10 protein-coding genes are annotated in these 13,252 nt (G+C 54.5%); 8 read left to right on the top strand and 2 right to left on the bottom strand.

All coding sequences use genetic code 11. The features are described 5' to 3' along the window. The first annotated feature begins 123 nt into the window (after positions 1–123). The gene (locus tag GFB57_RS05100; RefSeq protein ID WP_003024049.1) at positions 124–741 is read left to right on the top strand and encodes a trimeric intracellular cation channel family protein; all 618 of its coding nucleotides are present in this window, start codon (positions 124–126) and stop codon (positions 739–741) included. On the opposite strand, the gene ligB is transcribed toward GFB57_RS05100, so the two are convergent. Then, entirely contained in the window at positions 738–2,417 is a 1,680-nt protein-coding gene (gene ligB / locus GFB57_RS05095) for an NAD-dependent DNA ligase LigB (RefSeq protein WP_003024046.1), read from the bottom strand. The genes GFB57_RS05100 and ligB overlap by 4 nt on opposite strands. 261 nt (positions 2,418–2,678) lie before the next feature. Between ligB and gmk the strand changes: the two genes are divergently transcribed. From gmk to recG, 5 genes are read left to right on the top strand one after another with little or no spacing between them, the layout of a single operon-like run. Beyond that, a complete protein-coding gene (gene gmk, locus GFB57_RS05090) occupies positions 2,679–3,302 on the top strand; it encodes a guanylate kinase (RefSeq protein WP_003024042.1) in 624 nt (207 codons plus the stop codon). A gap of 54 nt (positions 3,303–3,356) precedes the next feature. Then, positions 3,357–3,632, top strand: coding sequence for a DNA-directed RNA polymerase subunit omega (gene rpoZ, locus GFB57_RS05085; RefSeq protein WP_000135058.1), 276 nt, complete (start codon positions 3,357–3,359; stop codon positions 3,630–3,632). An 18-nt stretch (positions 3,633–3,650) separates the two neighbouring features. Then, entirely contained in the window at positions 3,651–5,765 is a 2,115-nt protein-coding gene (spoT, locus tag GFB57_RS05080) for a bifunctional GTP diphosphokinase/guanosine-3',5'-bis pyrophosphate 3'-pyrophosphohydrolase (protein WP_003024038.1), read from the top strand. A gap of 4 nt (positions 5,766–5,769) precedes the next feature. After that, a complete protein-coding gene (gene trmH, locus GFB57_RS05075) occupies positions 5,770–6,459 on the top strand; it encodes a tRNA (guanosine(18)-2'-O)-methyltransferase TrmH (RefSeq protein ID WP_003024036.1) in 690 nt (229 codons plus the stop codon). A 5-nt stretch (positions 6,460–6,464) separates the two neighbouring features. After that, positions 6,465–8,546: an ATP-dependent DNA helicase RecG gene (gene recG, locus GFB57_RS05070; RefSeq protein ID WP_003024032.1), complete on the top strand. Its 2,082-nt coding sequence runs from the start codon at positions 6,465–6,467 to the stop codon at positions 8,544–8,546. Between the two features lie 42 nt (positions 8,547–8,588). On the opposite strand, the gene gltS is transcribed toward recG, so the two are convergent. Continuing rightward, on the bottom strand, positions 8,589–9,794 hold the full coding sequence (gene gltS / locus GFB57_RS05065; RefSeq protein WP_003024029.1) for a sodium/glutamate symporter: 1,206 nt from the start codon (positions 9,792–9,794) through the stop codon (positions 8,589–8,591). 225 nt (positions 9,795–10,019) lie between these two features. Between gltS and xanP the strand changes: the two genes are divergently transcribed. Together xanP and GFB57_RS05055 are read left to right on the top strand one after the other, a co-directional pair. Next, positions 10,020–11,411 (top strand): xanthine/proton symporter XanP, encoded by a 1,392-nt coding sequence (gene xanP / locus GFB57_RS05060; protein WP_003024026.1) that lies wholly within the window; start codon positions 10,020–10,022, stop codon positions 11,409–11,411. A gap of 121 nt (positions 11,412–11,532) precedes the next feature. Continuing rightward, positions 11,533–13,242: an AsmA family protein gene (locus GFB57_RS05055; protein WP_003024023.1), complete on the top strand. Its 1,710-nt coding sequence runs from the start codon at positions 11,533–11,535 to the stop codon at positions 13,240–13,242. The last annotated feature ends 10 nt before the right edge of the window (positions 13,243–13,252 follow it).

Below are 13,252 nucleotides of genomic sequence, written 5' to 3'. Positions count from 1 at the left end.
TAACGTGTTTACAACAATTTCGCATTAGCTGTAGTAATTAAAATCACTTCACCTTAGAAAATCTCAATCGTGACAGTGCGCACAAATCGTTAACCTTAGCCCCCAGCAAATCAGGGGGAATACATGCTGTTACACGTTTTATACTTAATTGGTATTACTGCCGAAGCCATGACCGGTGCGCTTGCGGCTGGGCGTCGTCGTATGGATACGTTTGGCGTCATTATCATTGCCACCGCGACAGCAATTGGCGGTGGTTCAGTACGCGATATTCTTCTCGGCCATTATCCGCTCGGCTGGGTAAAGCACCCTGAATACGTTATTATCGTAGCCACTGCCGCGGTACTGACCACTATTATTGCTCCCGTGATGCCCTATCTGCGCAAAATATTCCTCGTACTGGATGCGCTGGGCCTGGTGGTCTTTTCTATTATCGGGGCTCAGGTGGCACTGGATATGGGCCATGGACCGATTATCGCCGTGGTCGCTGCGGTCACTACCGGGGTTTTCGGCGGCGTATTACGCGATATGTTCTGCAAACGCATCCCGCTGGTGTTCCAGAAAGAACTGTATGCCGGCGTATCATTTGCCGCTGCCGTGCTGTACATCGTGCTGCAGCATTATGTCTCCAGTCATGATGTAGTAGTTATCTCTACCCTGCTCTTCGGCTTTACCGCCCGACTACTGGCGCTGCGCCTGAAGTTAGGTCTGCCTGTATTTTACTATCGCCATGAAGGCCATTAAGGCATAAAGCCCGCGATCCGCTGAGCAGCTAACCAGTTGCTCAGCGCTGTGACCTCTCGATCCTCCAGCCACTGAATAACCTGCCGTGCCCGCTGCTCCCCCATGAAAGGAAGCTGCCGCCAGCTTTGTTCATCGCGTTCTTGCAATTGCTGCCACGAACCATCCCTGCTGGCATTCAGCGTTGCCTGTGTTAACGGTATTCCCATAGCAATCAGCCAGCGCGTGAACGGAAGATCGCGTGACAGGTTGAATTGATGCCATAACTTCTCCCCTTTGCTTACACCAAATGTGGACTGTAGTTGTTCCTGAGTTAGCCCGAGCCAGGAAAAGATATGCTCAAAGCGATACACCTGGTGGAGCTCCCGCCATCCCGCCTCGCCGATGCCCTCCAGCCCCAGCACCTCTTTGGCCCCCAGCCAGACCAATCTGGCAACAAACTGTTCCTGGCACTGCGCTGTGGCATAAAAACAGGTTAATGAATTGAAGCGCCCCTCAGGTGGCACTGGCTTAATACGCTGGGTACTGCGCCAGACCACCTCATCTATACGGGGGATCCCTTGTCCGGCCAGGCTCACCAGAATCTGATCGCCAGGCGCGATATCCCATTCATCCCAGCGTCGAACGGAGCCAATATTGACGCGCTGTACGCGTTTATCATCCAGCATGACGGGAGTCAGCAATGCTACCACCGCAATTTTCCCGCTTTTACCAACGGAGAACTGAATACCCGTTACCTCAGACACCCTGGCCACGGGAGGATATTTCCACGCAGCCAGCCAGTCTCCCTGTCCGGGTAGCCAGTATCGCGCCTGCGGCTCTTTTCCTGTTCGCACGACCACGCCATCAGTGACAAAAGGTAATGCTGAAGTCCACCAATTTGCTCGCACTTGCTCTACGTCATCCGCACTCTTCACGGCCTTGGTAAAATGTTGCGTGAAACTGAACCCGGCAGCAGTGAGCTGCTCCAGTCTTTCAGACATGACCGCAGGACCATCGGGCCAGGCCCAGATAAAAATAGCCAGCGAGCCTAATAATTCCGGATTGCTCTGGCGCATCATCAATCCAGCAACCTTCGAGCGGGCGTTCATTCCCCCTCTCTGCTTCTGAATATGCCCCTCTTGCTGCAAAAAAATCTCACCCTGCAACGTACTGTTAGCGAGATTCCCCTTGGTGGAATGTGGTACGGAAGGGATCTGAAGAACCTTTTGCGTCCAGTCTTCGCCTTTCAGGCCATTACCACGGCTAATCGCCCGTACCAGATTGCCATTTCGATAGACTAACGTCACTGCCACGCCATCCACCTTCGGTTGCACCCAGAGATCGCTGCGCGCGTGCATCCATTGCTGTAGCGCTTGCTTATCGGCAAGTTTTCGAACTCCCGTGTGGGGAACGGGGTGCGATACTGTACCACCCATTGGTGGCGCAGACAGATCTGGTGGAACTTCATCACCAAAACAGCGCTGCCATTGAATTAGTTGCGCATTGAGCTGGTCATAAACGCCGTCATCTACGGCACTTTCACCCTGTTTCCAGTAACTGTCATTCCACTGTGTTATCTGCTGCTGTAGTCGTGAAATTTCCTCGTTTGCCCTGGCAGGCGACCAGACGGGGCATACCGCCCATGCGGGTAGATACCCCATTAGCAAAACCAGCCCTATGCCTTTCCATAATCCCATGTTACCTCCACTGAGCACTGCATTTCCTGGCAGGTATAGCGCGAAATAATAGGGAAACAGAGCGGCAAAAAAGCATCCTGCGAGCACCGTTCCTGACATTTGCACGTATTGCTGCAAATCATCGATAAAACAGGAAACTGATACGCAAAACGCAATAAACATGCGCAAAAAGTGTGACAAGGGCTACGTCACATAGCGGCTACGTGTATAATAAGCCCGTATGTAGGCTCTCTTTCGACAATCACATACATTAAGATACTCATGGCTCAAGGCACGCTTTATATTGTTTCAGCCCCCAGTGGCGCGGGTAAATCCAGCCTGATTCAGGCTTTATTAAAGACCCAACCGTTGTATGACACCCAGGTTTCTGTTTCGCACACCACGCGCGCACCGCGCCCGGGGGAAGTGCACGGTGAACACTATTTTTTTGTGAACCATGATGAATTCAGAACCATGATTGGCAGAGACGCGTTCCTGGAACACGCGGAGGTTTTCGGTAATTACTACGGCACCTCACGTGAAACCATTGAGCAAGTATTAGCATCCGGCGTAGACGTCTTTTTAGATATCGACTGGCAAGGTGCGCAGCAAATTCGTGAAAAAATGCCGCATGCGCGCAGTATTTTTATTTTGCCGCCATCTAAGATTGAGTTGGATCGCCGTCTGCGTGGCCGCGGTCAGGATAGCGAAGACGTGATCGCAAAACGTATGGCGCAAGCTGTTGCAGAAATGAGCCATTACGCCGAATATGATTATCTTATTGTGAACGATGATTTCGATACCGCCCTGGGCGATTTGAAAACCATCATTCGCGCCGAACGTCTGCGCATGAGCCGCCAAAAGCAGCGTCATGACGCTTTAATCAGCAAACTGTTGGCAGACTGAACCCACATTCAGTATCATGCCCAGTCATTTCTTCACCTGTGGAGCATTTTAAGTATGGCACGCGTAACTGTTCAGGACGCTGTAGAGAAAATTGGTAACCGTTTTGACCTGGTACTGGTCGCCGCGCGTCGCGCTCGTCAGATGCAGGTAGGCGGAAAGGATCCGCTCGTACCGGAAGAAAACGATAAAACTACCGTTATCGCGCTGCGCGAAATCGAAGAAGGTCTGATCAACAACCAGATCCTCGACGTGCGTGAGCGCCAGGAACAGCAAGAGCAGGAAGCCGCTGAATTACAAGCCGTTACCGCTATTGCTGAAGGTCGTCGTTAATCACAAAGCGGGTCGCCCTTGTATCTGTTTGAAAGCCTGAATCAACTGATTCAAAACTACCTGCCGGAAGACCAGATTAAGCGTCTTCGGCAGGCGTATCTCGTTGCACGTGACGCTCACGAGGGCCAGACACGTTCAAGCGGTGAACCCTATATCACGCACCCGGTAGCGGTAGCCTGTATTCTGGCCGAGATGAAACTCGACTACGAAACGCTGATGGCTGCACTGCTGCATGACGTGATTGAAGATACCCCAGCCACCTATCAGGACATGGAACAGCTTTTTGGTAAAAGCGTTGCAGAGCTGGTAGAAGGGGTATCGAAGCTTGATAAGCTTAAGTTTCGCGATAAGAAAGAGGCGCAAGCCGAAAACTTTCGCAAGATGATTATGGCGATGGTGCAGGATATCCGCGTCATTCTCATCAAACTTGCCGACCGTACCCACAATATGCGCACGCTGGGCTCATTACGCCCGGACAAGCGTCGCCGCATCGCCCGTGAAACCCTCGAAATCTATAGTCCGCTGGCACACCGTTTAGGTATTCATCACATTAAAACCGAGCTGGAAGAGCTGGGTTTTGAAGCGCTGTACCCGAACCGCTATCGCGTGATTAAAGAAGTGGTTAAAGCCGCTCGCGGCAACCGCAAAGAGATGATCCAAAAAATCCTCTCGGAAATCGAAGGACGTTTGCAGGAGGCAGGTATTCCGTGTCGCGTAAGCGGGCGTGAGAAGCACCTGTACTCTATTTACTGCAAAATGGTGCTCAAAGAGCAGCGTTTTCACTCCATCATGGATATCTACGCATTTCGCGTCATCGTTCATGATTCCGATACCTGCTATCGCGTACTCGGCCAGATGCACAGCCTGTACAAACCACGTCCTGGCCGCGTGAAAGACTATATTGCCATCCCAAAAGCGAACGGATATCAGTCTTTGCACACCTCAATGATCGGCCCTCATGGCGTCCCGGTTGAAGTACAGATTCGCACTGAAGACATGGACCAGATGGCAGAGATGGGTGTCGCAGCGCACTGGGCTTACAAAGAGCACGGCGGCGAAAGCAGCACCACTGCGCAAATCCGCGCTCAGCGCTGGATGCAAAGCCTGCTGGAACTGCAGCAGAGCGCCGGTAGCTCGTTTGAATTTATTGAAAGCGTTAAATCTGATCTCTTCCCGGATGAGATTTATGTTTTCACACCGGAAGGGCGCATTGTCGAACTGCCCGCCGGTGCAACGCCTGTCGACTTCGCCTACGCCGTGCATACCGATATCGGTCACGCTTGCGTCGGCGCGCGCGTCGACAGACAGCCTTACCCGCTTTCACAACCGCTCTTTAGCGGTCAGACAGTTGAGATTATTACCGCCCCGGGTGCGCGCCCGAATGCCGCGTGGCTCAACTTCGTCGTCAGTTCGAAAGCGCGCGCCAAGATTCGCCAACTGCTGAAAAACCTCAAGCGCGATGATTCCGTCAGTCTGGGCCGTCGACTGCTCAACCATGCCCTGGGCGGTAGCCGTAAACTGGCTGAGATCCCGCCAGAGAGCATCCAGCGTGAGCTTGAGCGCATGAAGCTCGCCACTCTTGACGATCTGCTCGCAGAAATCGGTCTGGGTAATGCCATGAGCGTGGTGGTAGCGAAAAACCTCCAGCAGGGCGAAGCAACAGCGAACGTACCGGCACAATCTGGCCATGGTCATCTGCCGATCAAAGGTGCAGACGGCGTGCTGATCACCTTCGCGAAATGCTGCCGTCCAATTCCAGGCGATCCCATCATTGCCCACGTCAGTCCGGGTAAAGGTCTGGTGATTCACCATGAGTCCTGCCGTAATATTCGTGGCTACCAGAAAGAGCCAGAGAAATTTATGGCGGTGGAATGGGATAAAGAAACAGAGCAGGAATTCATCACTGAGATTAAGGTGGATATGTTTAACCACCAGGGTGCTTTGGCGAACCTGACGGCGGCAATCAACACGACCACCTCCAATATTCAAAGCCTGAATACGGAAGAGAAAGATGGTCGCGTCTATAGCGCCTTTATTCGCTTGACCGCTCGCGATCGCGTGCACCTGGCGAATATCATGCGCAAAATTCGCGTCATGCCGGACGTAATAAAAGTCACCCGTAACCGAAACTAGTCTTATGAATGAACAGCGCTATGCACGTATCCGCGAGATGCTCGCACGTCGTCAGCCCGATCTGACCGTCTGCATGGAAGAGGTCCACAAACCTCATAACGTTTCCGCTATCATTCGTACTGCAGATGCGGTCGGCGTGCATGAAGTCCACGCCGTCTGGCCGGGTAGTCGTATGCGCACCATGGCCTCTTCTGCCGCAGGCAGCAACAGTTGGGTGCAGGTGAAAACTCACCTTACTATTGGCGATGCGGTCTCACATTTAAAAAACCGCGGCATGCAGGTTCTGGCAACTCATCTGTCAGATAAAGCCGTGGATTTTCGCGATATTGATTACACGCGCCCCACCTGCATCCTGATGGGCCAGGAGAAAACCGGCATCACTCAGGAAGCGTTGGATCTGGCTGATCAGGACATCATCATTCCCATGACTGGCATGGTGCAGTCGTTGAACGTTTCGGTCGCCTCCGCGCTGATTCTGTACGAAGCACAACGCCAGCGGCAAAACGCTGGGATGTACCGACGAGAAAACAGCATGCTGCCACAAGACGAGCAGCAGCGCTTACTGTTTGAAGGCGGTTATCCGGTGCTGGCGAATGTCGCTAAGCGCAAAGGTCTTCCCTACCCTCACGTAAACACGCAGGGCAAAATTGAAGCCGATGCAACGTGGTGGGCCACTATGCAGTCTGCGAGATAAACGCGATGAAAGGCCGTTTACTGGATGCCATCCCACTCAACTCTCTGACCGGCGTTGGCGCAGCGCAAAGCAGTAAACTGGCGAAAATTGGCCTGCACACCGTACAGGACCTCCTGCTACACCTCCCCCTGCGTTACGAAGACCGTACCCATCTGTACCCAATTGGCGAACTGCTGCCGGGCGTCTATGCCACCGTTGAAGGCGAAGTGCTGAACTGCAATATCACCTTCGGTGGCCGCCGGATGATGACCTGTCAGATCAGCGATGGCTCCGGCATTCTCACCATGCGCTTTTTCAACTTCAGCGCAGCAATGAAAAACAGCCTCGCCACCGGTCGCCGGGTGCTGGCCTACGGTGAAGCCAAACGCGGGAAATACGGCGCAGAGATGATCCACCCGGAATACCGTGTGCAGGGCGATCTCAGCACGCCGGAATTACAGGAAACGCTTACCCCTGTTTATCCGACTACCGAAGGCGTGAAGCAGGCCACGCTGCGCAAGCTGACCGATCAGGCACTGGATCTGCTCGATACTTGCGCCATTGCCGAACTGCTGCCGCCAGAGCTGTTACAGGGCATGATGAGCCTGCCCGAAGCACTGCGCACGTTGCACCGCCCCCCACCGTCGCTGCAACTCAGCGATCTGGAAACAGGACAACATCCGGCGCAACGACGCCTGATTCTCGAAGAACTGCTGGCGCATAATCTCAGCATGCTGGCATTACGCGCCGGGGCGCAGCGTTTTCATGCCCAGCCGCTGAGCGCAAACAATGCGCTGAAAGATAAGCTGTTGGCGGCGCTACCATTTAAACCGACTAGCGCACAGGCTCGCGTTACCGCTGAGATCGAACGTGATATGGCACTGGATGTCCCAATGATGCGCCTGGTACAGGGTGATGTCGGCTCCGGTAAAACGCTGGTTGCGGCGTTAGCCGCCCTGCGCGCTATCGCACATGGGAAGCAGGTTGCGCTGATGGCCCCCACCGAATTATTGGCTGAACAACATGCGAATAACTTCCGCAGCTGGTTCGCGCCGCTGGGCGTTGAAGTGGGCTGGCTGGCGGGCAAGCAGAAAGGCAAAGCGCGTCTGGCGCAACAGGAAGCCATCGCCAGCGGTCAGGTGCAGATGATTGTCGGTACTCATGCAATTTTCCAGGAACAGGTTCAGTTCAACGGTCTGGCACTGGTTATCATCGACGAACAGCACCGCTTCGGGGTGCATCAGCGTCTGGCGCTGTGGGAAAAAGGTCAGCAGCAGGGTTTCCACCCGCACCAGCTCATCATGACTGCCACGCCAATCCCGCGCACGCTGGCGATGACCGCCTATGCCGATCTCGACACCTCAGTAATTGATGAACTCCCACCGGGACGTACCCCGGTCACCACGGTCGCCATTCCGGATACCCGCCGCAGCGACATCATTGATCGCGTGCGCAACGCCTGTACCCACGAAGCGCGCCAGGCATACTGGGTCTGTACGCTGATTGAAGAGTCTGATCTGTTAGAAGCTCAGGCGGCAGAAGCGACGTGGGAAGAGCTTAAACTGGCGCTACCAGAACTCAATATTGGCCTGGTACACGGGCGCATGAAGCCCGCCGAGAAGCAGTCAGTAATGGCGGCCTTTAAGCAGGGTGAACTGCATCTGTTGGTTGCCACCACGGTGATTGAAGTGGGCGTGGACGTGCCAAACGCCAGCCTGATGATTATTGAAAACCCGGAGCGCCTGGGCCTGGCCCAGCTGCATCAGCTACGTGGCCGCGTAGGTCGTGGCGCGGTGGCCTCCCACTGCGTCCTGCTGTACAAATCACCGCTGTCTAAAACCGCGCAGAAACGCTTGCAGGTTCTGCGAGACAGCAACGACGGGTTCGTGATTGCGCAAAAAGATTTAGAGATTCGCGGCCCCGGCGAGCTGTTAGGTACTCGCCAGACCGGAACGGCAGAATTCAAGGTCGCAGATCTACTGCGTGATCAGGCGATTATCCCGGAAGTTCAGCGCATTGCTCGCCATATTCACGAACGCTATCCGCAACAGGCCGTGGCGCTAATAGAGCGCTGGATGCCGGAAACCGAACGCTACTCCAACGCATAGTCGATTCATAGCGGCGGCGGATGTTACCCCGCCGCACAGCCGTTATTGCGCAAAAATCGGTAACAGCAGATACAGCTTAATCACCAGCGCGTTGACGATATCGATAAAGAATGCCCCCACCATCGGCACCACCAGAAACGCCATATGGGATGGCCCAAAGCGTTCGGTAATCGCCTGCATGTTGGCAATCGCCGTCGGCGTCGCGCCGAGGCCAAAACCGCAGTGTCCGGCAGCCAGCACAGCGGCATCGTAGTTCTTACCCATCATGCGCCAGGTAACGAATATCGCATACAGAGCCATGAAAATGGTCTGCACAACCAGGATTGCCAGCATCGGCAAGGCCAGAGAAGCCAGTTCCCATAGCTTCAGGCTCATCAGCGCCATCGCCAGGAACAGTGACAGACTAACGTTACCCAGCACAGAAACCGCACGTTCGAACACCCGGTAAAAGCCCAGTAGCGCCAGACCATTGCTGAGGATCACCCCAACAAACAGCACGCAAACGAAGGTCGGCAGTTCCAGCACCGTCCCAACCAGCATTTGCGCAACGATTTTACCCACCGTCAGACAGATAGCGATCAGCGCGATGGTTTCAATCAGCACCAGTGAGGTGATCATGCGTCCGACGTCCGGCTTTTCAAATGCGGTCGGCACAGCCTGATCGTCCGGCATACCGTCTGGCGTGGTGGAGTGTTTGACCAGATAGCGTGCCACCGGGCCGCCAATCAGCCCACCCAATACCAGACCAAACGTTGCGCAAGCCATCGCCACTTCAGTCGCATTGGTGAAGCCATAACGTTCAATAAACAGCTTGCTCCATGCGGCCCCGGTTCCGTGTCCACCAGAGAGGGTGATCGAGCCAGCGATCAGACCCATCAGCGGGTCCAGACCCAGCAGGGTCGCCATACCAATACCGATGGCGTTTTGCATCAGCAACAGGCCAACAACCACAATCAGAAAAATACCCACCACGCGGCCGCCAGCACGCAAACTTGCGATATTGGCGTTCAGACCGATAGTGGCGAAGAAGGCCAGCATCAACGGATCGCGCAGGGTCATATCGAAGTTAACTTCCCAACCCATGCTTTTTTTCAGCACCAGCAGCGCAATCGCCACCAGCAGGCCGCCCGCTACGGGTTCGGGAATGGTGTATTTTTTCAGGAAGGAAACAGACTGGACGAGCTTACGTCCCAGCAGCAACACAAGGGTTGCCGCAACCAGCGTTGATAACGTATCGAGATAAAACATTTACAGCTCCATTAGTGCGTTTAGCACAATCACGCACGATGCATTCCAGACCGATTTTTAGCTCTTATTGAGTTTTCGGGGTGGATTTTAAGCAGAAAATGATGAAAAGTTATATAAAAATGTTTGTTTATCCGTTTTAAATATTAAGAATACCTGCTAGCAAACGTTTGCTTTTCCGCCCTGGTCAGATAAAATCACCGCTTTTCCACCATGGGATTGCCTCTGATGTCCGTTAACGCCGTAGAGTCAACAAATGCGCAACCGGTTGCGCAGACTCACAACAGTGAACTGATTTACCGTCTTGAAGATCGCCCCCCGTTAGCCCAGACCTTATTTGCCGCCTGTCAGCATCTGCTGGCCATGTTCGTCGCGGTAATTACTCCCGCTCTGTTAATTTGCCAGGCGCTTGGTTTACCGGCTCAGGATACTCAACACATTATCAGTATGTCGCTGTTCGCCTCCGGCGTAGCTTCTATCATTCAGATCAAAGCTTGGGGGCCGGTAGGCTCAGGGCTGCTATCCATTCAGGGCACCAGCTTTAATTTTGTTGCGCCACTGATTATGGGCGGTACGGCGCTAAAAACCGGTGGCGCAGATGTCCCAACCATGATGGCGGCGCTGTTCGGTACGTTGATGCTGGCAAGCTGCACCGAGATGGTTATCTCACGCGTACTGCATTTGGCGCGGCGGATCATTACCCCATTGGTCTCAGGCGTGGTGGTGATGATTATCGGCCTGTCGCTGATTCAGGTGGGTCTGACATCGATTGGTGGTGGCTATGCCGCAATGAGCGACAACACCTTTGGTGCACCGAAGAATTTACTGTTGGCAGGCGTGGTACTGGCACTAATCATCCTGCTTAACCGTCAACGCAACCCTTACCTGCGTGTTGCGTCATTGGTGATTGCGATGGCGGCAGGCTATCTGCTGGCCTGGTTTATGGACATGCTGCCGCAAAATACCGCACCGGTAAGCCAGGACCTGCTAATGGTGCCAACGCCGCTGTATTATGGCCTGGGTATCGACTGGAGTTTACTGCTGCCGCTGATGCTGGTCTTTATGATCACCTCGCTGGAAACCATCGGCGATATTACGGCCACCTCTGATGTCTCCGAGCAGCCGGTTTCTGGTCCGCTGTATATGAAACGCCTGAAAGGCGGCGTGCTGGCGAACGGTCTGAACTCGTTTGTTTCCGCTGTGTTCAACACCTTCCCGAATTCCTGTTTTGGACAGAACAACGGGGTTATTCAGTTAACTGGCGTTGCCAGCCGCTACGTCGGTTTTGTGGTGGCGTTGATGTTGATCGCGCTGGGCCTGTTCCCGGCGGTCAGCGGTTTTGTACAGCATATTCCTGAGCCAGTACTGGGCGGGGCAACGCTGGTAATGTTCGGTACTATCGCCGCATCCGGCGTGCGTATTGTGTCCCGCGAGCCACTGAACCGCCGCGCGATTCTGATTATCGCGCTGTCGCTGGCCGTCGGCCTGGGCGTCTCCCAGCAGCCGTTGATCCTGCAGTTCGCCCCGGACTGGGTGAAAAACCTACTCTCTTCCGGCATTGCCGCAGGCGGCATTACCGCTATCGTTCTGAACCTGGTGTTCCCACCAGAAAAGCAATAAGCAAAATGCGGCGTTGATTCTGAATCAACGCCGCTGTAACGCTCTTTCACCATTCCCGCCTTGAGCATTGCGTCTAAATCGTGCATAACTTGACTATGTGCACTTCGCGGGATGGAAGACCATGAAATTTATTGGAAAGCTGCTTCTTTACGTGCTGATCGCCCTTGCAGTGGCGATCCTCGGCCTTTATTTTCTACTGCAAACCCGCTGGGGCGCAGAGCACGTCAGCGCCTGGGTTTCACAGAACAGCAGCTACCATCTGGCCTTTGATGCCATCGATCACCGGTTTTCTTCCCCTTCCCATATTCTGCTGGAAAACGTCACCTTTGGCCGGGATGGTCAGCCCGCCACGCTGGTCGCCAAAACGGTCGATATTGGACTCAGTAGCCGACAAATCACCGACCCGCTGCACGTAGACACCATTTTGTTGCAAAACGGCACGCTGAATCTTTCCCAGCAAACCGCGCCGTTGCCGTTTCAGGCCGATCGCCTGCAATTGCAGGATATGGCGCTTAACAGCCCCGGTAGCGAGTGGAACCTCAGCGCCCAGCGCGTTAACGGCGGTGTCATCCCCTGGAGCCCTGAGGCAGGTAAAATTCTCGGCAGCAAAGCGCAAATTCAGCTCAGCGCCAGTTCGTTGACGCTCAACGATGTCCCGACCACCAACGTCTTGATTGAAGGCAGCATTGACCATGACCGGGTGACGCTTAGCAATATTGGCGCAGACGTGGCGCGTGGAGCATTAACCGGCGTAGCGCAACGCAATGCCGACGGGAGCTGGGTAGTGGAGAATCTGCGCCTGAACGATATCCGGCTGCAAAGCGACAAATCGCTGGCCGACTTTTTTGCCCCGTTAAGCACCATTCCTTCCCTGCAAATTGGTCGTCTGGAAGTAACGGATGCCCGTCTGCAAGGCCCTGACTGGGCGGTGACGGATCTCGATCTGAGCTTGCGCAACATGACCTTCAGCAAGGACGACTGGCAAACTCAGGAAGGAAAATTGTCGATGAACGCCAGCGAGTTTATCTACGGCTCTCTGCACTTCTTCGATCCGATTCTGAACGCCGAGTTCTCACCACAGGGTATTGCGCTGCGCCAGTTCACCACCCGCTGGGAAGGCGGTATGGTCAGAACATCCGGAAACTGGCTACGCAGCAACAAAGCGCTGGTCCTCGATGATGCCGCGATTGCCGGTCTGGAATACACGCTGCCGGAAAACTGGAAGCAGCAGTGGATGAAACCTCTGCCAACATGGCTAAACAGCCTGACGCTGAAGAAATTCAGCGCCAGCCGCAATCTGGTAATTGATATCGACCCGAGTTTCCCGTGGCAGCTCACCGCGCTTGACGGTTACGGCGCTAACCTCGGGCTGGTACAGAACAATCAGTGGGGGATCTGGAGCGGGAGCGCCACCCTCAACGCCGCTGCTGCTACCTTTAACCGCACGGATGTACGTCGTCCTTCGCTGGCGCTGACGGCGAACAACAGCACCATCAATATCAGTGAACTGAGCGCCTATGCGGAAAAAGGGCTGCTGGAGGCCACTGCCAGTATTTCGCAGTTGCCTCAGCGCCAGGCTCAGATCAGCCTGAACGGACGCGGCGTGCCAATGACGATCCTGCAGCAGTGGGGCTGGCCCGCACTGCCGCTTTCCGGCGATGGTAATATTCAGCTTACCGCCAGCGGCAATATTCAGGCCGATGCGCCGCTCAAGCCAACGGTCAGCGGGCAACTGCATGCGGTGAACGTGGAGAAACAGCAGGTCACGCAGACTATGCAGGCGGGTGTGGTTTCAGGGAGTGAAGTCACAGCACCACCACCTGCGCAATAATTTATTGCCC

Source organism: Citrobacter sp. S39 (assembly GCF_009495675.1).
Classification (GTDB): domain Bacteria; phylum Pseudomonadota; class Gammaproteobacteria; order Enterobacterales; family Enterobacteriaceae; genus Citrobacter; species Citrobacter freundii.
This window is presented reverse-complemented; position numbering and strand designations above follow the sequence as displayed.

Coding starts and splice junctions, on each gene's coding strand:
- GFB57_RS05100 (WP_003024049.1), top strand. CDS start 124: ATGCTGTTACACGTTTTATACTTAATTGGTATTACTGCCGAAGCCATG.
- ligB (WP_003024046.1), bottom strand. CDS start 2,417: ATGGGATTATGGAAAGGCATAGGGCTGGTTTTGCTAATGGGGTATCTA.
- gmk (WP_003024042.1), top strand. CDS start 2,679: ATGGCTCAAGGCACGCTTTATATTGTTTCAGCCCCCAGTGGCGCGGGT.
- rpoZ (WP_000135058.1), top strand. CDS start 3,357: ATGGCACGCGTAACTGTTCAGGACGCTGTAGAGAAAATTGGTAACCGT.
- trmH (WP_003024036.1), top strand. CDS start 5,770: ATGAATGAACAGCGCTATGCACGTATCCGCGAGATGCTCGCACGTCGT.
- recG (WP_003024032.1), top strand. CDS start 6,465: ATGAAAGGCCGTTTACTGGATGCCATCCCACTCAACTCTCTGACCGGC.
- gltS (WP_003024029.1), bottom strand. CDS start 9,794: ATGTTTTATCTCGATACGTTATCAACGCTGGTTGCGGCAACCCTTGTG.
- xanP (WP_003024026.1), top strand. CDS start 10,020: ATGTCCGTTAACGCCGTAGAGTCAACAAATGCGCAACCGGTTGCGCAG.
- GFB57_RS05055 (WP_003024023.1), top strand. CDS start 11,533: ATGAAATTTATTGGAAAGCTGCTTCTTTACGTGCTGATCGCCCTTGCA.